The organism is Flavobacterium branchiarum (assembly GCF_030409845.1).
Classification (GTDB): Bacteria; Bacteroidota; Bacteroidia; order Flavobacteriales; family Flavobacteriaceae; genus Flavobacterium; species Flavobacterium branchiarum.
The window spans coordinates 1,976,390-2,000,730 of record NZ_JAUFQQ010000005.1 but is presented as its reverse complement, the minus strand read 5'-3'; the positions used below and the strand labels follow the sequence as shown (position 1 = coordinate 2,000,730).

The following is a 24,341-nucleotide window of genomic DNA, read 5'->3' as shown; positions in this document are numbered from 1 at the left end:
GATGCCCTAAACTGATATAATACTCTTTCAATGAGCCTGAGGTCTTCTGTAACAATAACAGCCGTCCCAAATCAATTAATAAATCATAAAAGCTTTATGAAACCATCATATATGCCAATGAATTTATGAACATATGAAATAGTATAGAAGCAATTATTCCAAATTTTAATCTTAAAAGGATAAAAATAAAACCAGCTATAATTTTTGAAAACAAATAGGCTATTACTACAATATCAAATAGAGAACAGTCTTTAAAATTGGGCACATGATATAATCCAAAAAGAAAACATGATATATAAATTAGTAATGACAAATACTTGCTTTTATCTAACTGCCTATTAAGTTTGTAATTAAGTTTTTTAAAGAAAAGAAGTAGTAAAAAAAAACCATTAAATACATAATAAACAACTGTTGACAAGATGTATTTTTCATACAAAACAAAAACTATTAGGAAAACAGAAAATATAATTAAATTAAATTTGTTTACTCTTATCAATAATCGGAATATGATTTCTTCCATGATTGGAGCAAAAACAGCTACTTTTAAAAATAAAATATTTGCTGGCAATACGATGTAAGACTCGCTATTAAAAAAGTATTTAACCCACCCAACAAATATCGACAAGGAAATTAAGAACAAAATGAAGATAAAATAATAGTAAAGGACCAATCTAAAATTAGAAGAAAACCCTAAATACTCTATTGAATTTGGAGAGAAAAAGAGATCTCTAATATCTTTCTTAAAATTTTTAAACATTCCTCTTATTTTTTGTAATTACAAAGCTTCTTCAAACATTATGGGACACAATTTAAGGTTATAGAAATTTCAATTTTAAATTAACTGGGTATTCAGCCAAAGAACAATGTCGCTTATTAACTTTCCAAATTGATTGAATAAACTATGTTCTGAATTTTCAAAAAGAATAAACTCAGACTTAAAACCATTTTTTAAAGTCTTTTCATAAAGCTCTTTACTATCAGATACTGCGACTTTCTCATCCAAATCCCCATGAATAAACAAAAAGCTCTCTTTTTTATTTAGAACTGAATCAATCTGAAATATTGGAGATATTTTATTAGAAAAATAAATAGAGTCTAATGAATAATTTCTAATTCTATTCTTGTAAACTTCGAACATTTCTTTTCGCTTTGTTTTAAGAATATCACTTGGCCCTGCAATGGTAATAGTTGTTCTAATTTTTTTTGTTCTTTTTAATAATTGGAAATTAGTGATACCACCTCTACTCCAGCCTATTTGAGCAATTTTTGTTGTGTCAGCCATTTCGATACTATTGATAATATTAAATAACGACAGTACATCATCGATCTCTTTTCCTCCAAATTCATCTATGCCTTCACTTCCATCTGAACCTCTTAGTTGGGAGCCAATTACGATAAAGCCTCTACTTGCAATTTTGGATAAAAAAGTTACAATATATTGATCGTTGACCATAGCATAACTTCCATTTCCACCTCTGTTATAGATTATTACTGGATATTTTTTTTGATTTTGATTAGGTAGTAGTACAAATCCTTTAACTCTTGTCTTATCAAAAGAAGTATAGGTTAAATCGTAAATGTTTACTTTTTCAAGATGGGAATGGATTTTTTTCATTTTGGCATATTTATCCAAAGGAAATCTATCATTGAGGATATAATCTCTATTTTGTAGTGTAGATTGAGCACTTCCAACAAATACAAAAAACAAAGTCAAAATAAGTAAACAACATTTCATCAAATTGGTTCTTTAATTCTTTACTAATCAACAATCAAGCTTTCATATTTGACCCTATAAAACGAGCCAATTAACGACATCTTTAAATACATCGTCCCAATGGTAACTATCTTCTAATGCGTTTCCGTTAGAATCGATTTCTTTCTTTTCATAATTATGTCCATAATTAGGATAAGCTTTGAGTTTGATGTTGCTTTTAGGTAGTAAGAAAGGTAATAAATCATTGTGTGCTGACCCAATATCGGCTCCACCATAAACGACCAATATTGGATTCTTAAATTTCCCTAGGCTTGTATAACTTGAATTTTCGTTATAACTCAACCAGTTATTAAAATTTACATTATCCTTAAACGCTATTTTATTTACAGAAATATTTTTGTAATCCTCTATTAATTTATCAATTTCTAATTGAGAAGCTTCATCATTATTGGCTCCAAAACCTTTAACTCGCTCTCGCAAAATACTTTCAGATACTCTATTAAAAGGATCTGCTGACATACAAACTAGTTTAGCAATTTTGGTATTGTTCTCTGCCAGTTTACAAGCTACTCTATAGCCTTCTGAATGTCCGATGACGAAGATTGAGTCTTTTTTAAACCTTTTATCAGCATATAAATAGTTAATAACCGCATTAACTTGACTCACTCTGTAGCCTAGATTATTGTTGTCACTGTACTCTTTGGGAACTTCTCCTTTTTCATCAACATACCCATTTGCATCTCTATCATAAGTTCCAATTAAAGGAATTCCTTTTCTTGCAATAATGACAAAATTGAATTTTTGTGAATACTCTTTGATACTAAACGGAATTAAGGAATTCGATCCATCTTGATCATAAAAAAGAATAGGGAGAGGCAATGAACCTTGAAGAAATAAAATTGTAGGTTTTGGTTCTTTAGATTCACTTTTAGACATTAAAAAAACAATCGTGTCGTTCTTTGCCTTTACGGTTAATTTCTCAAAACCTGCTTTTTGCAAATGAAAATTTTCCTCATTTTGCGCGTTTATAAGAAAACAAGAAAAAAATATCGGAATGACATATTTAATAAGGCTCATTTATATGATTTGAAATTGTTTCCATATTCGTACAGAAACAAAGATATACTATAAATATCTTTTTAACCAATCGGTTATTTGATTTAATAAGTTATCGTTAACTATTTCTAAATCATGACCTTCATTTTCATAAACCAATAACCGTGTCGTATACTCTTTTGAGTTTAACTTAGAATAAAAAGTAAACGCATTACTAACATCAACCTTGACGTCTTTATTGCCATGAATAATAAAATGTGAAACTTTTTTATTCTGAATAGAATCGATTGCTAACAAACTAGAACGCGTTTTTAAAACCGAAACGGAATCCTTTGCATAACCCGGAATTCTTTCTCTATAAACGCCAAACATCTCAGGGCGCTTTGTCTCAATTAAATCGGCTTGACCTGCAATTGCAATATTGGTCTTGATACGATTGGTCTTTTTTAGCATTAAAAAATTTGTCATAACGCCACGACTCCAACCAAACACACCAATCCTATTTTTATTGGCATTGGGTAATTGATCAATAATATCAAAAAGGCTTAAAACATCATTGACATCTTTACCTCCAAATTCATCTTCGCCTTCACTTACAGATGTACCTCTGAGCTGCGAACCGATAACTATATATCCTTCGTTGGCTATTTTACTTAAAAACTCAGTTAAAAAAACTGAGTTTACCGCACCAAAATTACCATTACCACCACGATTGTATATTAAAACGGGATAGTTCCCTTTCTTTTTAGGTTCTATCAAAAAACCTCTAAGTTTTAGATTGTCAAAAGACTTGTAGTTGATACTACGGAAATTTAAAGAATCTAGAAATTGATACTCCTTTTTTAAAACTACCTTGTCATTTATCTTTTCTGAAATTATGGGATTAAAAGGGTAATCGGTAACCTTTCTACTTTCTAAAATAAAACTTGGCTTTGATGTTTGTGAAAAAAGGAAATTAAAAAAAAACAGTAACGACAAAAAGGTAATTTTCTTCATGCTGGATTTAAAAATAGATTTATAGGCTCACTTGGATACATATTTACAAACTCAACTTTCTAAGACTAAGTTCTGAAAGGGAAGTATTGAAGCCTTAAAAAAAGACAAAAACCTTAGTTTCTTACCATCTCTATGTGCGGAATATCATCTTCTAGATACATTTCGCTAGTTTGTATAAAACCGTGGCTTTCATAGAATTTTTTTAAATACAATTGCGCTCCAATGGTGATAGCTGTTTTTCCAAAGTGCGATTTGACTCCAGCAATTGCTTCTGTCATTAAATCATGTCCCCATTTTTTATCTCGGTAATCGCCACTTACCACAACTCTTCCTATTGACGCGTTATCAAAACTAATTCCTGCATCAAAAAGGCGCGCATGGGCTACAATTTTACCTTCATATTCGCCTATTAAGTGTAATGCTAGTTTGTCTTTACCATCAATATCCAAATAAACGCAGTTTTGCTCCACGACAAAGACTTCACTTCTTAATTTTAGAGTATCGTATAGTTCATGAACAGTTAATGCCTCAAAAGGCTTTATTTTCCAATTTAGTTTCATCAGTAATAGTATAATGTGGTTTTAATAATAAGAAAATATTATCGGTTGTTAATTTTAACCGATTTGATAATAGCTTCCAGTTCTAACATTGAGTCTCGTTCTTCATGCGAAGGAGAATAACAAAAGCCCTCCAGGACTAATATACGATTATAGGCTTTATCAACAATAGCGTAATTAATGAATGGGCCAGTCATAAAGTCGTTTCTTAAATCCCAAGTTCCTTTAGTTTCGTAAGCTGTTTTTCCGTCAAGGGTAATTTTAGAAAAATAAGGCGCATAGGCTTCTTCTGTAATCATTCGAGTATTGGGTTCTCTGCCTTTTATATATCTTCCTACCGAATCCCGCATTCTCACAATATTGCCCACGATATTAGAACTATTGGTTATGTTATTTATCGGAACTTGATAAATGAGTAAACTAGTGCTTCCACTTGCCATTTCTTTTTTAAGCCAAATAAAATTACGCTTATGCAACACATATTGATATCCCGTTGGAACATCTAATTTGATATGAAACTTGTTATTAAGAATGGCTGGATCCAACAATGATTTACTGTTGATCTTTTGGCATTGAGCAATTTCGGTTTCCCTGATGATTCGAATGATCTGTGGGGTGTGTATTTCAAAAGCATTTAAAATATCCGAAACTGATTTTCCTGATATTCGGAACACATTCTGAGGTGCTGTGTATACATTTTTGGTAATTTCGAATTTATTAACATTCGATTTTTTAACCACAATAATATTTCGCCCATCGGTCATAAAACCTTCTAATAATTTGGCTGGATATTGATTTATGGTAAATAAAGGCTCTTCTTGGATAAGCCCAACAACCGGTGAAGCAAATTTATTTCGGATGCTGTCTCCTACTTCTCCGTACCACAACTGATCATCTATAATAATCGAGATTGTGTTTATTTTACTGCTATTCTTGTGCTGATGTATCCTCTCATTCTTTTTAAGACATGAGAATAACATAAACGGAATTATAAGCAATAAAAAATGGGTTTTATTCATTTTTAATTTTTAGTTAAGTTCTGAAATAAAACCCAAATTTATATACAATTTTTGATTATCCGTTTATTTTAAGTTTCATTCCTGGTTTAATATCACCGTTTTCTATATCATTCCACTTTTTAATATCCGAAATGGTTACCCCTGGATATTTTTTTGCGATGCTATATAGCGAATCTCCTTTTTTTACATAATAATCAATTGCATTATTTTTTGCAGTGGTTCCTTTTTTCTTATAAGTATCAATGCTGTTGGATGCAACTAAAACTTCTGGTTTGTTATCAGACTCTTCTTCTTTCGATTGGATAACTAACTTTTTCATTGGAGTTACCATATCCATGTTCTCAGCTGTTAATCCGTTCCATTCTTTTAAATCAGCAACCGATACATTTAGTTTTCTTGCAATACTACTTAAGTTATCTCCTGTTTGCACTACATAAAGTGATGCTTGTGGTTCTTTCGTATTTTTATCTTCAACAATTGCAATTGCTTCTTCTGTACGTTTTTTATCAACAGCAGGAGCTAATTTCACTTCATTAATGTCTTTCTTAATAATTTTAGTTTCAGAAATAATTTTTAAATTTCTTCCTAAAGCAATGGAGTTACTTTTTAGATTATTCCATTTCTTTAACTGAACAATTGAAACATTGTATTTACTTGCAATTGCTCCTAAATTATCACCTGAACGAACTTTATAAAGTTGTGTTTTTGATACGACTGTTTGTGTCGATCTAGGCGAAGCTACTTTGGTCGAAGCGATTAAGGTTTGTACTTGATTAGATTTCGGACTTGAATCATAATTCAGGTAAGCGTAAATCTTATCTTCATTGGAAGCAAACACAGAAGCTTTTTCTTTTGGCAACCTCAAAAAATGTTCTTCATCTTGATAAAATGGAACTACATTGAGTTTATATGACGGGTTTAAAAGCTGTAATTGTGCTTCGGGAACATCTAGCAAATTGGAGATTTGCTTGAATGTCATCTTCTCTTTAATTCGTATCGTATCTGTTTCAAAATGTTGTACAACAGCTCTATCTGGATTTATACCGTGTTCTTTATGGTATTCATAAAGATACATTGTTGCTAAAAAAGCGGGAACATATCCTTGTGTTTCTTTAGGTAAGTGGTTGCGAATATCCCAATAGGTTTTCTTTCCACCAGAACGACGAATGGCTTTTGATACATTTCCTGGACCTGAATTGTATGAAGCAAGAACTAGTTCCCAATCGCCAAAAATTTTGAACATCTTTGACATATAATCGGCAGCTGCAACTGAGGCTTTTAAAGGATCACTGCGTTCATCGATAAACGAATCTATTTTTAGATTGTATTGTTTACCTGTGTGGTACATGAACTGCCAAAGTCCTGTGGCGCCCATTTTAGAAACTGCTTTAGGGTTTAAAGCAGATTCTACAACGGCTAAATATTTTATTTCTAAAGGAACGTTCTGTTTAGCAAATGCTTCTTCGAACATCGGAAAATAATATTCTGATAAAGCCATTAATCGAGAAAATGATTTTTTACGATTTTTTAAGAATGACTTTATAATATTTTCCAACCCTTGATTATACTGAATGTTAAAGGGTGATTTCTCGTTCATTGCCGCCAATCGTTGTTTGAGCAACTCTGTTGGCAATTCATAATCTACCTTTGCATCTGAATTTATGGTTTGGATATCTTTTGTTAAATCTTCATAAATATCTAAACTCACTAATTCTTTCATCCAAAGACTATCTACGCGACTTGCATATTCATCATTTACGAAAGATTTCTTAACTGAATCTAAATACGAAATTTTGATTTCCGGTTTTACAACGGTATTTGTTTGTGCAACTTCTTGTGCAAACAAGCCCATTGTGGATAACAGGAGTACTGATAATGTGGTATTTTTTACAATCATAATGTATATTTCTACTGGCTATATTTCAAACAATTATAATGCCATTATTTGCAAACTTAATAACTACAATCTAAAATACTCTTTAAAAAGTGTTAAAAATGAGATAGTTAGTCTAAAATAGCTGCTATTCCAGGTAAAACTTTACCTTCTAGCATTTCTAACATTGCACCACCTCCGGTAGATACGTAACTCATTTTTTCTTCGAAACCAAATTGTTTTACAGCAGCTACAGAATCTCCTCCACCTACTAATGAGAAGGCTCCATTTGCTGTTGATGCTGCGATATAATCACCTAAAGCAATTGTTCCTTTGGCAAAAGATTCCATTTCAAAAACTCCTAATGGACCATTCCATAAGATTGTTTTCGAATCCATGATTACTTTTTCAAAGTTTGCTAATGATTTAGGACCTGCATCAAGACCTTGCCATCCATCAGGAATTGCAAATACATCTACTACTTGTGTGTTTGCTGTATTTGAGAAATCATCTGCAGCAATAACATCAACTGGAATATGAATTTGAACACCTTTTTCTTTAGCTAATCTCAAAATTTCAAGTGCTAATTCTAATTTGTCATCTTCACAAATAGAATTTCCTACTTTACCACCTTGTGCTTTAATGAAGGTAAAAGTCATTCCTCCACCAATAATCATATGATCTACTTTGTCTAAAATGTTTTCGATAACTGTAATTTTCGAAGAAACTTTAGAACCACCTAGAACTGCTGTAACTGGTTTTTCACTATTTTTAAGTACTTTATTTAAGCTTTCTATTTCTTTGGCCAATAATGTTCCGAAACATTTTTCGTTAGGAAAAAATTGGGCAATTATTGTTGTCGAAGCGTGTGCTCTATGTGCTGTTCCGAAAGCATCGTTTACATAGATATCACCTAGTGATGCTAATTCTTTTGCAAAAGCAACATCTCCTGCTTCTTCTTCGGCGTGAAAACGTAAATTTTCTAGTAATAAAACTTCGCCTGCTTTTAAATTTGCAGCAGCTTCTTTGGCTACTTCTCCAACACAATTTGTAGCAAACTGTACTGGAACACCTAAGATCTCTGATGCTGTTTTTAAAATATGTTTTAAAGAGTATTTTTCTTCAACTCCTTTTGGTCTTCCTAAGTGTGACATTAAAATCACGCTACCGCCTTGTGCTAAAATTGCATCTATTGTAGGCTTTGCTGCTTCTATACGTGTTGCATCTGTTACATTAAAATTTTCGTCTAATGGCACGTTAAAATCAACACGAATTATTGCTTTTTTATTCTTAAAATCAAAATCTTTTAAAGTTTTCATCAAGGTAAGTTTTTAGTTTTTTTTTGAAAGAATAACAAATATAGAACTTTTAACTTAGTTATAAATTTGATAAAAATAAAAAACACAGCTTTCTATAAACGAAAACGTTGTAATTCGATAATTATTTTAAATAAAACACAAATCTAAAAAAATAGCTAAAATTAATTATTAATCACGAACCGGATTTTGGGTACATGGACAATTACTAATTGCTTGAAGGAAATCGAATCCTATGGTTACAACATGTGTTCCCGAATTATAGGATCCAATACGGTTAAGCGAAGCTTGGTATGAATAACCGAAGTAAAAATCAGACTTCTTGAATCCTGCCATTGGACCAACCATTAATGGCTGAAAAAACTGGTCATTCAAGAATCGATAAGAAACTCCTAACCAATAATAATCTTCGTAACGGTTGTATTGTCTGAACTTAAAGTTGAAATCGGTACTTGAACGACTATCTCCTGCAAATATTTGGTAGTAAACAGAGGGTTCAAACTCGATTCGGTTATTCTCTGCACCTCTAAAAACATAACCTGAATAGATTTGATAATTACGAAGCAAATTAGGCTCTATACCGTCAAATCTATCAATTTCTTTGTTTAGGATGTTACTTGCATTAAGACTTAAATAAAACCCTTTATTACGGTATAAAACCCCTACATCAAAGTTGTTATTAGAAACGAAACGATTATCGGTAATACTTGGATCCGGTAATGGATTCTCGTAGGTTGGAGTAAACTCGTTTATGTTAATCTTAAAATTATTGATGTTATACGAAATACCGAATGATAGGTATTGCTTCGAATAATAATCAAGAATCAAGTGGTGCGCAAATGATATTTTGGCTCCTGTTTGTCTTGTGTAACCATTCTTATCGTTGTAAAGAGAGATTCCCACTCCCGAACGATCTAAAATTCTAAAATCGGCATAAAGCGATTGATTGTCTGGTGCATCCTTGATACCTACCCATTGTGTTAAACCATTGGCACGGATTCTTAAATTGTCACCAATACCTGCAAATGTTGAAGATACTACAAATGGGTTATCGGCTAGATACTGCGTAAAAACTGGCAAGTTTAACTCCTGGCTGTAACCTGTTGTTACAGCCATAAGTAGAAATGATATGATAATTTTTTTCATTGTATTTTTAATTTTAGATAACATAATTATTTTGTTATTAGTTATCTGTAAAGAGTGAAATGTCCAACAAACTCTCTGTCATCTTTTTTGTCATTAAGCTTCAATACATACCAGTAATCACCAGATGGCAATTCGTTACCGTTGTATCTTCCGTCCCATTTTTGACCCAATTTGTACTTGCAAATTACACGACCGTATCTATCAAAAATATCGAATGTTAAATCTTTGTAATTCACTGTACATCCTGGTGCCCAAGTATCGTTTATGCCATCTCCATTTGGAGTAAAGTGATTTGGAATACAAACATCGATGTATTCAAAATATCTTGTTGCTGTAGCTGTACATCCATTTTTATCTGTTACAGTAACTGTGTAAGTTCCTGATTTGTAAATAATGAATTTATTAACTGATCCGTAAGGTTCTCCATCTAGTGCGTATTGGTAGTTACCACCACCACCTGTAGCTGTAGCAACAATTTCATTTAATCCACCATCAGCTAATGTTAATGTTAATGGTTGAACCTCATCAATAATAAATGGTACTGTTGTTTTCTCACAACCATTAGCATGTAATACAGTAACAGTGTGACTACCCTGAGGAACATTTACAAATATGTTGCTAGCTTGAGGAGCAGTTCGGTCTAAAGAATATTTCAAATCCAACGGATTGGTATTTGATTGATCAACAGTAATTGTAACAAAATTAGCACCGAAATTATCCACACAGTCCGTATTGATACTAGCTATAGGATCCAGTTTAACTGATTCTGGGGTTTCAATTTCTTTATCTCTTCCACAATCATTTGCATCCTTGATGTAAACAGTATGTACACCTCCCACTAAACCTATAAAGGTATGCTCATCACCTAAAATTTGCTCATAAGTTCCCTTTTCATCATCTAGAGCTACTCTGTATGGCGCTGTACCTCCAATTATTTTAATTTGGAATGCTCCATTTTTATCATCTACACAGAATTCTGGTAGTATAGTACCTGCTATTAGATTAAAATCTAAAATAGGTGGCTCTTCAATTGTAACTGGAGAAACAACTGGACATCCATTTTCGTCTTCGACTAAAATAATGTAATCACCTGCTGGTAAATTATCAAAAACATTAGATTCAAAGAATTCTTTGAAGTTTGGTGAAATAGCATATCTAAGAGCTCCTGTACCACCTGTTGCATTAACAACTATTTTTCCGTTAGTAGAATTATTACATGTTACATGTGTAGGAACAGCTGTTGCGCTAACACTTGTAGTAGGCTCATTAATTGAAACTGGTACTGAAATAGTTTTACAATCATCACTATTCACTCTCACAAAATAATTTCCTGCCGGAAGGTTATCAAATTGTCCTGGTTTGATTTGTATCGCTGCAGGCTTGATTTCTGCTCCAGCTGCATCTAACAAAGTATAAATATAATTCCCTAAACCACCTGCTGCAGTTACAGTGATACTACCTGTACTCGATCCTTTACAGTTAACATCATCCGAATCAACTTTAGAGAAAACTAATTCCGGAACTGGTGAAAAAGTAAATCTTACAACATCACTTATACAACCTAATGCATCTTGTACGTAGTATATATACTCCGTTTTAACAGTCGTTTCTGGTAATTTAATATCTGTTGATGTCGCAAATGACCCAGAGAAATTATTTCCATCTGTACCATATTTATAAGGTCCTGTTCCTCCTGTTGCACTTAGCGTAACTACAGGCGGTCTATCACAACCTTCGATTGTTTTAATGTTGTAAGAAGCTTTTACTTTGGCTGGGTCTTTAATTTCTATTGAAGAAGAAATACCTTCACAAGTCCAATTATCTGAAACGAAAACCTTGTAACTTGCTGCATCTAAACCTGTAAACACATTAGAATCTTGTGGTCCGTTTTTAGTTACTACTCCATCTGCATATGTAGCTTCTAGAGTATATAAATACTTGCCAGAACCTCCTGTTGCAGTTACTGTAATCGTAGCACCATTATCACCAAAACAAGTTAATTCTAGTTTATCTGGTACAATTGTAGCGGTAATTTCTTTTGGAATTGCTAACGTTACATCTTTAGAAACCTCACATTTACCAAGATCTCTAAGTTTTACAACATAATCACCAGGGCCTAAATCTGTAAAATTATGCATCGTAGTCCATGACCATGGTTCAACTGCTATTCCAGGAGCTCCTTTTAACTCCAATTGGAATTCATATGTCCCATACCAACCACCTGTTGCCCAAGCTGTGATGATTCCATTATTATTTGCTTCACAAGTAATATCTGTATGAAACCCATCTAGTTCCAATGCAGAAATTGGTCCTGCAATTGTAAAATCAGCCTCTACTGGACAAAATGGTGAATCTTTTAAAGTAGCCACTATCTTGTATAAACCTGCTTGCAAATTATCAATTTTAATTGGCCCATGATTTAGACTTGTAGCTGTAATTGGTGTTGCCATTGGCCCAGTAATTACATAATCAAACCCATTAGGTAGAGCAGTTGGAGTTAGTTTAGAATCTACCAAAGTAAATTCAATACTTCCGTCTGCGTTACCAAAACACGTAATATTAACAACATTACTAGCTACTAAGCTAAATGTATTTGGTGCATTTACGCTATGCGGTCTTTGTAAACTACAAAGTGTTTCAGGATTAAATACCGTAATAAGATATTGTCCTACTGGTAAGTCATTAAATACTCCTGTTCCTGTTGGATCAGTTTTTTTGTTACCATTCTCATCAGTGATAGAATACACAAAAGCTGGTGCTACTCCAATTCCTGTTGTAGTTGGAACAACTTTAATATTCTGACCGTTATTGGTACATGTAATTACATCAACCACCGTAATAACAACATCATCGATACTCATAAATGGATTAATCGTTGCTGTAGTACTATCTGAACAGTTATTTTTATCAGAAACAGTTATAGTATAGCTACCACCTGTTAAACCAAGCTCTGTGTACGTATTTTCTTTTCCTGATTGAACAATTATATTGTCTGCAGTCGTAGCACCATTTTTAATAAATACATATTTGTAATCACCATTATCTGGTGTACCATCTGTAGCTGTTACAACGATTGTAGCAGTATTAGACGTATTCGTACCTCCAGTACAAGCAAATTGAGTTACAGCTGGAGTAGAAATTCTAATAGCTGTTGGTTCTTCAACTACTGTTGTTGCAGATCCTTTACAACCTCTACCTGAAATAACTGTTATTGTATAGGTATCTGCTGGTAAGTCTTTAAAGAAAGGACTCGCTTGAGCAATTCTTGTATGACCTTTAACTCCCTCTAAACTAAACTTATAATCAGGGTTATTATTTCCTGCATTTAAAGCAACTGTAATAGTACCATCTGTTCCTCCATTACAAGAAACGTGAGTTGGTGTTAAATCAGCTTTTGCAATAATAATATCAGTTGCTACAGGTATTTCTTTTGTGATACTTGTAGTACAACTTGTGATCATGTCTTTAATCCAAAATGTATGTGTTCCTGGCGAAAGACCTCCAAAGACATTTTTGATATCAAAACTATCAGTACCAATAGCATATTGGTAACTAGTTGTTGGTGAAACTGTACCTCCAGTTCCAGTTAGAGTAATTACTCCTTTATCATCATTACAAGTTGGGTAAGTTGTAATTTCTGCCGATAATCCTAATGGATCCAAGATTGTAAATGCTGCTTTTACGTTATCACTACATCCGTTTGCATCTCTTGCATATACAGTATACTCTCCTGGCGATTTTACAGTTAATGGACTCGGTTTGAAATTAAAACCATCTAAACTATATTCAAAAGGTCCAACTCCATCAGCAGTAACATTTATTACATACTCTTTTGTTATAGGATCTAAAAGATTAAAACACTGACTAGCTACTCTAGCTTTAATGTTTGATGGAATTGGGTCTGCCTTAATAGTTTCTATTTTAGAAACATAACAACCATTCTTATCTCTTACATAAACATCCCATTGCTCAAGTGGAGCCGTTAGTTTTGTTACAGGAATTATTATAGTTGGAACTTCAGAAAAAACAACGTCTTCATAACGAGTACCTCTAGGTGCAAATCCGTATGTATAATCAAGAGTTCCACCAGTAACCGTTTTAACTGTTAGTACCGCTCCTGCAGTATTACAATTTTGGGGAATATTTGTAACTTCAATAAGCTTCAATTCCTCAACTGGTTCAGTAATAATAACCACATTAGAAGTCTTCTCACACGATGGGAATTCAGTTTCTGTTACTACAACTGTGTAGTCTGTACCTGCTGCTAACAAATGAGGAAGTACAAAAGGATTAACATCCGTATGACCTGATCCGCTAAGAACGGTATTCGCTACCCCTCCTACAAGAATTTGGTAATTATAACTTCCTTCATAACCACTAATATCAATAGCTATTTGTCCTGAAAATTCTCCTTTACATCCTACTTGAGTAGATGCATAGGCTACTACTTCTATTTTATTAAATAATGGAACAGATACAATATCAGATAGAATACTACAAGTCGTTTTTATATCAAAAATTTCGAATTGATATGTAGCTCCCGCTGTTTTAGCTAGGTATGTAAATGTGTTTCCAGCTACCGTTTGTCTTGGTGCTGAATCAAGAACACCATTTATATATACTTGGTATTCGAACGGATCTAGAGTATTTGACCCTCCATTTATAGTAACGTCAATTTCTTGCTGTTTGTTAACACAATCTATTAAGGTCGTACTTAACTTAACCGTAGGAGCAGTTAATTTAGGGAATGGAGCAATTGTAATCTCCTTACTAAATACACAATTATTAGCATCTTTTACATAATAAGTAATTGTTTGAGGTGCTTCAGTATCTATAACATTGAATGTGTTGCTATCAACCCAAACATTATTATCCTTACTATATTTATATTTTGTGATATCTCCGTTAGCTGCTCCTCCTTCTGGAGTAATAGTAACGATTATGTCTTTTAATACATTTGTATCACATTTAAACTCATCCTGAACAACTGTTGCAGAAACTGGTGTTGGCGCTTTAATGTTAACTCTGATCGTTTCTGCACAACCTCTTCCAGATTTTACAGTAACGTCATAATCTCCCGCAGCTAGTCCATCAAAGTAACCATGTATGTTCGTTTTAAGTCCTGCTACTGGGTCTGCAACTGGAGTTAGGATATATTTATACTCCGGATTATTGTTAACGGCTTGTAGATTAACTTTAATTGTTCCGTTGCTGTCGTTTCCTTGAGCTGGAACCCCTACAGGATTCGTACAATAAGGTGCTGTTGTAACTATATCTTCTTTTACTAATACTACTAGTGTAGGAAGAGGAAGATCAACATCTACAGATTTATCACAAGTGGTAATTTTATCTATAACAGTAACAGTATAACTTCCGGCAGCTAAATTTTCGAAAATACCTGTTGGTTGAGTTACTTTAATAGTAGGTGTCGCTTTATTTACAAGAATAAACTCGAAATCACCTGATCCATAAGTAGCAACTGCTGTGATTGTACCATCGGCATTTTCACAAACAGGTGGCGTTGTAAAACTTGCTTTAAGGTCTAACGGTTGAAAAATTTCTAATTCAACTTCATTACTGATACAACCATTTAGGTCTTTAACTTTAATTTTGTATTTCCCAGCACCCAAATTAGATATTGTAAATAATGGTGCTGTTTGAGTAGAAACATAATTACCTCCATTTAAACTATACGTATATGGCCCTACACCAAGCGTAGTTATATTTACATTTATCGTATAATTACCATTAGTTGCTGTACATAAACTTGGATCTATATCAGCAGTAATTACAGGTGAAGCGTCTAATTCCACTGTAACTGGTTTAGAGGTAATACAACCATAAGCATCACGAACATATACCAAATAATTTCCTGCTTCAACATTAAAAGTGTTTGATGGATGTGGATCAATATCAAAAGATGCTTCCGAAGGTCTATTATCCTCAGTACCTTCACCTAAAGGTAAATTATCAACAACTATTTGATACAAATAAGGAATCGCTGGTGAAGCTGGAATTGCTGGTTTCGCCGGAATTGCAGGTACTCCCGGTGTAGCTGGTACTCCCGGTATAGCTGGTACAGCAACTACAGCTGCGAAAGTAGTTCCACCTTCTGCGAAAGCTACAACTATACCTTGATTTGGATTACAATTAGCATTTTTAGTTGACTCAGCTTTAAGCTCTAAAGCTGTAACTGAACCTGTTATTTTAAATTTAAGACTAGCTACACTACATGCAGTTTTAATAGGTGAAGTAGTTCTATCTAGAACTTCTGTTACCAAAACAAAGTAATTACCAAATGGAAGATTCCCAAAATTATCTATTTCTAAATACGCTTTTGGTACTGTAGCAGCAGGTACTATACCTGTTCCTATCCCTCCCATTGGTGCTAATGTTAATTCATTGAAAATCTGATAATTAACATCTGTTGGTACTGTATAAGGGCTAGAAACTTTTAACGTTACATTACCATTGTCAGCGCCTAAACAAGTAATATTTTTAGCTTGTAAATTATCTATTTCTAAATCAGAATTAGTAGGGATTTTTTCTTCAGCTGTTTCATAATAATAACATCCACTACCTGTACCACCATGAGCAGCATCACTATCGTATACAATAAAAGTATATTTAACCCCAGGAGTTAAATTATTGAAAGTTGCTTTCTTACTTTTAGGCCCATCTTCAGGCAACCAAGCAAATGCACCAACCGGATCAGGGAAATTTGGTTTACTACCATCATAAATAGCAAAATAAAAAGGGCCATCTCCAGTAATAGTTCCTCCAGTAACAGGCAGGCCAATAGATACGACAGCGCTACCTCCAGTAGAACAATCCGCAGGTGGTGCTTTTACTTCAATATCTAAATCATCCGGAGGAGATGCTACTAATATATCAGATATAACTTTTGAACATCCATTTTTATCTGTGATTGTAATTTCATAGTAACCAAAATCTACAATTTCAAAAAATTCCCCTGAACCATCTTTATCTGGACGCTCTTCGTTATAATTAAGCCCAGTTACATGGTAAGTGTAGTTTTTTGTACCTCCAGTAACACGATCAATAAAAATTTTTCCTAATGAAACCCCATTTGCACCACAAGTAATAGGTGTAACCCTGTATTCTGCAACAATAGGATCCGGTTCCACAATACTAATATCTTCATCCTTTATAAAAGAACAAGATTTTGAATCTGTTACTGTAACCCTATACTCACCAGCAGGAAGCCCTGTTGTTTGTGTAAAATAAGGGGTACTAGTAGTTTTGTTGTAAACATCTATTACATAAGGACCAACTCCAAAATTAGTGTCTATATCTACAGTAATTGAGCCTGAATCAGCACCATTACATAAAATACTAGAATTTGCTGTAGCCGTGAATACAGGATCTGTTTTTGGTTTTACAATAACTGTAGAAGTCGTTATACATCCAATTGCATCCTTTATTTCAAATATATATTCTGTATTACCATTAGCTGTTGTGGCAACAACGTTTGTATACAAGAATTTATTATCGGTTATATCTGTAACACCAGGCTCTGCAACACCATTTACAGATACGGTATAAGTGTAAGGCGCAGTACCTTCAAATACTTCACCTGCAATGATAACATCTGGTGTAGTAGTACAATCAACCTCTTTTGTAACTTTTACTGATGCCGTTAATTGTTTGGCAATTGTCTTAGATGGTAAATCAATTTTACAACCCGTTGCTTTATCCCAAACTCTTACAACATAATCTCCTGGAATTAAATCAGAAAATGTTCCCGAAGGTTGATAATTAATTCCTCCATCAATACTATATACGTATGTTGGAGATGGATCAATAGCTGGTTTTACAACTATAGTTGCTTTATTAACCAAATCATAACATAAGTCTGAAGTAGCATCAATATCAGCTTTAGGCTCAACTATTGGATCTAATGTAAACACACCTGTAACCTCACAACCTTTTGAATTTACTACAAGTACATTATACTCCCCTGTAGCAGTTAAATTTGTAAAAGTGTTACTGTCTTGTGGTCCCACTTTTGTTGTTCCATCAGGTAGTGTAATAGTATATCTATTACCTCCCCAACCTCCTGTTGTATTAACCACAGCTTTACCTAGAGTAATACAAGTTTGTGGTGTAACTGTTGTTGGCGTTATTTTAAATTCATCATCCGGAGCTAAGATTTCCACTTTACCTGAATACGGACAATTTGTTGCTGTAACCGTAAGAGTTAATGTATGCTCGCCTTTTGCTAGATTATCTGCATTTACAATAAGTGTTGTTGATGCTGGAGCAGGAAGTGTTTTTCCTGTAACTACAGTCCCACCATCAATTGTATACGAGTAATCAACATCATTACCCAAACCTGTAATTGTAAATTTTGCCTTACCATTTAATTCTCCTAAACAAGAAACATCTTTAACTACCTCGCCTCTTATAACGGCTGGTACTAAAGGATTAATAGTATGTGGAGCTGAGTAAATACATCCTTTGGCATCTTTAACCATAAATGTATACGTATCTGGAGCTAATTTTTCAAATTTATTCTCTGGTTGCCAACTTATTGTTGCTCCTACTGCTGGCTGTATTGCATATTGAAACGGTAACGTTCCTCCTGTTACACTAGTTATTTCAACTTCTACTTCATTAGATGGACATTTAAGATCTGTATTTTTAATTACCATTGCCGTAGGTGGATCTAACTTTGCGATAGTAACACCAGTTTCGGTAACAGTACATCCTTTGCTATCGCTAATTGTAACTGAATAACTTCCATCAGTTAAATCTTCAAATATACCTGTAGTGTTTGTTTTTGTAGTTGTTACACTATTTCTGGTAATATTTAAAACGTAAGTATAAGTCGTTCCATTACCTCCTGTTGCAGAGGCTGTAATTGTAGCTTTGTGTTCACAAGTATATTGTTCTGATATACGAACCGTAGGTGTTATTACATCCGGTTCAGATAACTCGATGTATTTCACTTCCGAAACACACCCATTAGTATCCATAACCTGATATGGATAACTAACTCCTGCTTTTAAACCAGTATAAATAGTTTCATCAGTAAAACTGGTTGAATTAAATTTATATTTATAACTGCCAGAACCCAATGAACCTAACAATGTTACAGATCCATTGCTTTCACCTTTACATTTTGGGTTTGTTGGTGTTGCTGTAACATCTGGATTTGTAATTGCTGCTACAGTTCCCTCTGCTTTTGTTGTACACCCGTTTTTGTCTGTAATCTCAAACGTATATGTACCTGCAGTACTTGCTTCATATGTGAATTTAGGACCTGGAATAGGTGCTGTACTAGTAGCTACTTGGTTACCAGCACTATTTTTAACTATATAAGTAAATGGACCAGTTCCGTCTTTAATTGTTACTTCAATTACTGCTTTTTTAGGATCAACACATGCTAAAGAAGAAGTCGTAAATGCTTCTGCTGTAAGTATTGGGTTAATTGTTTCACCCACAGCTAAAGCTGTACATCCAAAATTATCGGTAATTAAAAAATCGTATGTTCCTGTAGCATTTGCTTGGTAATTAAATAAAGTCCCGTTTACTTGAATTTTATCACTATATGTTCCTCCATTATATTTAACTTGGTAATAATAAGGATCTACACCATCGGTAATAGTAACTGTTAGCGTTGCTGTACTTCCGTTAAAACATAAACCTGTATTTTGTTCAATTTTTGCTTTTGGAGGTATTGGAGCATCAATAACTAAGGCCGTGTCTTTATTATCTGAACAACCATTAGCATCTACACCTGAAACGATGTAAGTTCCTGGTGCAACTTTAGTTAATATTCCATCACTTGGAAAATTAACTACATTAGGTGGTGTTGCAGAATCTGTTAGTGTAAAAGTGTATGCTCCTGTACCCCCAATTGCGCTTGCGGTAACTTTAGCACCTTCTAAACAATTGGCAGCTGTAGCATTAGCATCAACTACAAACGCATCTGGTGAGCCTATGCTAGGGGTAAAATTAAAATTACATCCAGTTACATCCTTACTGAAACGCACTCTTATATCCTGAGGACCTTCGGCCAATCCTGAAACAATAGTCTCTTGTGTTTTAGAATTAATCCAATTAAGTCCTTTATCTATAGAATATTCAAATCCATTGGTAGTATCAAAATTGTATGCAAATATTGTTACACTTCCGTCTTTATTTCCTTTACATTTTGTGCTAACAATATTTTTAACGGCTGCACTAAATTTTCTATCTGGATCTACAACAACATCAAACACTTGCGTTGATAAACATGATTTTGGTAATTGATATACTTCTATATCATCAACCGCGAAATCTATTCCATCTATCTGAGAAACTTCAAGTCGTAATACAAAGTCCAATGTAGTATTATCACCTGGATCAATCGTTCTGATGTACTCTACCCAACCATCCGTTTTTGGTATTTTACCAGTAGATTGGTGAGATAACGCAACTCCTGCACTATTTTGTAATTCTACTGTAAGAGAAGCATCTGGTTGTGTATTTCCAAATTTTAATAAATTGGTTGCAAAAAATCGAACCTGTATTGGCTGGCCTTTTATTATATCTTTAATTGTTTTTCTATACAGTACGGCATTGTTAGGAATAGCCGTTCCAGCATCAACTGCTAAATATTTACGTAAATGATTGTCCGTAGGCATAGGCTTACTTGGATCGTAATGACTAGCAGGGTTATGCCATCCTGGGTATGGATTATTTTTAAGAGAATTGGTTACTGTATATTCTCCATTTCCAAAGAGTTTATCATTATTACATTTAGTTGCTTCAACTTGTCTCTCAAAACAAAAAGCCTTATTAATACCCGGAGATTGTGTATCTGGAGAATTAATATTTGCTTTAACTCCAAAATCTTCAAGTAATAAATTACTATAAGTTGGTGCTGAAACCAGTTTATAATTAACTGATATTTTATGTGGATTTCCTGGAGTTGAAGGAGGTACGTTAATAAAAACATTCGGTGGATTATTTTTATTTTCTACTCCATTAAATAAATAAACATACTCATATTCATTTCCACCCGTATTGGTAACCGTAACAGTTGTTGATGCATTTCCGTCACAACTAAAAGTAGGTGTTGAAACCTCTATTGTAGGAGCATCTGGTTTTTTCTTTAAAATAATACCTGCCATTGGAAAAACACAACCTGCCGCATCTTTTATATAAAAAGTATATGGAGTTGGTCTAGGGTCAATGTAGGCTTCATTTGAATCTATCCACGTTTTTTGATCATCAAAGCTATATTTGTATAAATTTGGTGCTGCAAAAGGCGTTCCTCCTTCCGCATTTGTAATTCTAACTTTCCCTTGCAACTCATTTCCTTTAGGTCCACAACCTGATAGTTCAGAGATTCCTGCAGCGGCTGTTAAAGCTGAAGTAGAGCCACCTATTGTTATAATTTTAGATTCATCAAAGCAGTCTATATTGTCAAACGTATATTTTACTACAACATCATAATCTCCAACAGGTAAATTTTTTATCGGATTGATTGCACTAAATGGACCAGCTGTACCATTAATACTATATGTTGCAGTATATGGTGAATCAGTAATATCTAAAGAAATTGAAATTTCTCCTGTCTCACTACCAAAACAATCAATATCTTTCTTAGCAATAGTAGCTGTTGGTTTTATATTATCTTTAACTATGATAGTCGGAATTGTAACACTACAACCTTCTCCATCTACAACAACTATATCATACTTTCCTGCTGTAGGCATACTAATAACAGGGTTTGTAAAAGGAGTGGTTATTTCATTAACATAATAATAATAATACGGTGGAGTACCAGCTACTGGTTTTCCTCCTGTTACTACCACAGTAATCTCTCCATCTTCACAAGTAAGTGGTTTTGTAATTGTTGCTGTAGCCTTTAATGTATAATCATTGATTGTAACATTTTTGACTTCCTTACATCCATCTTCCGAAGTAATTTCAACATTATATTTACCTGGAGCAATACCTGTAAAAAGATGAAAGTTTGTAGGATCAGCAATTTGTCCTGAATCTCCTTTTAGATCTCCATTTAAAGAATCAAAAACTCTAAATTGGTAAGCACCGTTTACTCCATTAGCAGTGGCTTTTATTGTACCTAATTCTCCAATACAAAGTGGATCTGTTGTTTCAACAGTAGTTGAGAATTTTAATTCAGAAATTGTAACATCCACTGTATATATACACTTTTCAAATTTATTATCAACAGCGTTTGTTTTTATATGAACTGTGTATCTTCCTTCAGCAACATCATCAAAAACATTTGAATCTTGGTACGTTTTTCCATCCAAACTGTACACATAACCTAATCCGTCATTTGGTTTAGGGTTAGTTACTGTTATACTTCCTTTTGTCCCACAAACAATATCTTCCTTGATAAAAGTAGGATCTAATAAACTTTGGGTCACATTAAAATAATAGGTATTAACACATGAATTACCATAAGTAACAACTAGTCTAAATGTACCTGCTTTGTTAGCTGTATAGGTTGGACCTACTTCTACTTGTTTCCAATTTTGAGCAGTAACGTCTGGACAAAGATCACTTAAACTTGCTGGTGGTGGATCATTCGTTTCTTGCCAAACGATACTAGTTGCACCTGTAATTTCTGTTTCAATAGTTTTAGTTGCGTTTTTACCACATAAAAATATTTTAGGAAATGGTTTTAAATCATTTTTACATATAAAAGGTAATCCAGTATCTGGATCAATATTGTCTGCAAAATTGTTAATAGGATTATTATTAATATTTGCTGCATAATCCTTAACTATAAACTTTTGTTGTATTCCTAAACATGGAGAAGTAGCAGTAGTGACTACTGTATATGTTCCTGACTTAGTAACTGTCACTTCTTGGTTATTCCCACCAAATACGACTCCTTTATCATCTGTCCACACATACGTTTTATATCCCCCTCCTGCTTTTAGTTTAACAGTACCACAAAGGAATAATGTTTGTTCAAATTTACATTTATCAAGTCCGATAAGGAAATTTGTTGCTGAAGGTTCTCCAACATCACATCCTTCTTCTGATGCAAGACTGTCACCTCCAACTTGAGTTGGATTAATTACTCCTTTATACTTTGAACTTGCAGTATTTTTAATAACATTAGAGCAGGCATCTGTTAATGATTCACAATCTTTAATAGTTTTTACTCTAAATTTGATACTACTAATTCCACCTTTTGCCTTAACTAAAATAGGATCAATATTAAATACTATTGTTCTTGTAGCCTTATCATATGAAGCAACTGTTACTCCAGGGCTCTTGTACAAAATATCCTTTTTTTCATCAAAAATAATATTATGTGGCAATACATCTGTAATCGTAAAATTTACAGCATCATCGTTTCCTTTATTTTGAAACTCTATTTCGTATTTTAAATCTTTATCTATCCCAATATTCTTATTGCTAGCGTCATAATCCTTACCATTTTCATCTGTCCCTATTACTTTTTTAACAAGAACAATCCTTGGAGCAATAATCTCTATAGCAAAAGCATTGAAATAATAAAAATAGACATCTCCAGTACTCCCTAAACTTATTTTTGCAGAGGTGTCGCCGTTTTTAATTACATATCCTCCTGGATGTGCTGTGGTTGCAGGATTATTTACTTCGAAGACTCCCGCATCAAAACCTAATGTATTGGAACTATTTGGAGTTCTATTATTAAGAATACTACCTAATGAAGTAACTGTACTATTGAAGAAATTATACTTTTCTGTCCAAACCCAATGCCACTCCCACTTCCCACCAATCCAAAACGGCTTCTCTTCCCATTTCCCATCTACTGTTGGTCTTTCTGGTGGTACCAATGCCACTCCATTAATAGCTAAAAAATCTCCCACTATTGGCAAATCTCCCTCTAATGCTGAAAAAGCAAATTTTGCTCTAACTGGACCATCTTTAATTGCTTTAAATCCAGAAACTTCTATATCTAAATTATTAGAAGCATCAATCGCACTAAATCCATCAAATGAAGTGATTGCTTTTGCTGGCAAAGTTGCATTTTCATATACAATAAATAATGACCATCCTGCAGATAGTCCTGTATTTGTACTACTATTAGAATTAGAACCCTCTGCAGTTGAAACATTGGCTACTGTATAAACTCCCTGAGGGTTTGGCCTAGGTGATTTGGTAAAATAATCTGTAACATTAGCATAAGAAGCATAAGGATAACTAGAACCAATTACTGAGTTTTTTGCATCATAAATAACGGTTCCTTGTATATCAATATAGCTCCCACCAGGCATTTTAAATTTAACCTTATCTATTGGCTTTGGTCTGCTAGTTTTGTCTCTAGTAACAGCACTCCAGTACAATCCAGCGTATACCACTTTAGAACAAGCTGCATCTGGTAAGGCTAATGACGCACTACTTGAATTAAATGTATCAGGATCTCCATCAATATCAATATATTTCATATTAAAATTATGGTTACCGTCCTTCCCCGTATAAGGAACATCTGGACCATCACCACCCCTGCGATCGCTCGTATCTCTATTTAGGATGCTGTTCCCGATCAAAAGGATATCACCTCGCAAATTTTCATTATTGTACCTGGGCGCAAAATCTTTAAAATTTTGAGAATGAGAAATAATACTTTGTAATAATATCAAAGTAAATAAGGCAATCTTTAAAACAGTAGGTTTTTTCATG

The 24,341-nt window shown here is 33.7% G+C and carries 10 protein-coding genes; all 10 read right to left on the bottom strand.

Annotation, left to right across the window (positions count from 1 at the left end):
- Positions 1-94: 94 nt before the first annotated feature.
- A complete protein-coding gene (locus QWY99_RS22300) occupies positions 95-757 on the bottom strand; it encodes a CPBP family glutamic-type intramembrane protease (protein ID WP_353960585.1) in 663 nt (220 codons plus the stop codon).
- Between the two features lie 75 nt (positions 758-832).
- Positions 833-1,735, bottom strand: coding sequence for an alpha/beta hydrolase family protein (locus tag QWY99_RS20640; protein WP_290267627.1), 903 nt, complete (start codon positions 1,733-1,735; stop codon positions 833-835).
- Between the two features lie 54 nt (positions 1,736-1,789).
- Positions 1,790-2,791: an acyl-CoA thioester hydrolase/BAAT C-terminal domain-containing protein gene (locus tag QWY99_RS20635; protein ID WP_290267625.1), complete on the bottom strand. Its 1,002-nt coding sequence runs from the start codon at positions 2,789-2,791 to the stop codon at positions 1,790-1,792.
- A gap of 48 nt (positions 2,792-2,839) precedes the next feature.
- Positions 2,840-3,766 (bottom strand): alpha/beta hydrolase family protein, encoded by a 927-nt coding sequence (locus QWY99_RS20630; protein WP_290267623.1) that lies wholly within the window; start codon positions 3,764-3,766, stop codon positions 2,840-2,842.
- A gap of 113 nt (positions 3,767-3,879) precedes the next feature.
- Positions 3,880-4,326 (bottom strand): GNAT family N-acetyltransferase, encoded by a 447-nt coding sequence (locus QWY99_RS20625; protein ID WP_290267622.1) that lies wholly within the window; start codon positions 4,324-4,326, stop codon positions 3,880-3,882.
- A gap of 38 nt (positions 4,327-4,364) precedes the next feature.
- Entirely contained in the window at positions 4,365-5,342 is a 978-nt protein-coding gene (locus QWY99_RS20620) for a DUF4837 family protein (protein WP_290267620.1), read from the bottom strand.
- A gap of 55 nt (positions 5,343-5,397) precedes the next feature.
- The gene (locus QWY99_RS20615) at positions 5,398-7,239 is read right to left on the bottom strand and encodes a LysM peptidoglycan-binding domain-containing protein (RefSeq protein WP_290267618.1); all 1,842 of its coding nucleotides are present in this window, start codon (positions 7,237-7,239) and stop codon (positions 5,398-5,400) included.
- 107 nt (positions 7,240-7,346) lie between these two features.
- Complete coding sequence (locus tag QWY99_RS20610; RefSeq protein ID WP_290267616.1) at positions 7,347-8,534, bottom strand: phosphoglycerate kinase; 1,188 nt, start codon at positions 8,532-8,534, stop codon at positions 7,347-7,349.
- 168 nt (positions 8,535-8,702) lie between these two features.
- The gene (locus tag QWY99_RS20605; protein WP_290267614.1) at positions 8,703-9,677 is read right to left on the bottom strand and encodes a PorP/SprF family type IX secretion system membrane protein; all 975 of its coding nucleotides are present in this window, start codon (positions 9,675-9,677) and stop codon (positions 8,703-8,705) included.
- A gap of 41 nt (positions 9,678-9,718) precedes the next feature.
- The gene (locus tag QWY99_RS20600) at positions 9,719-24,340 is read right to left on the bottom strand and encodes a T9SS type B sorting domain-containing protein (protein ID WP_290267613.1); all 14,622 of its coding nucleotides are present in this window, start codon (positions 24,338-24,340) and stop codon (positions 9,719-9,721) included.
- Position 24,341: the final 1 nt, after the last annotated feature.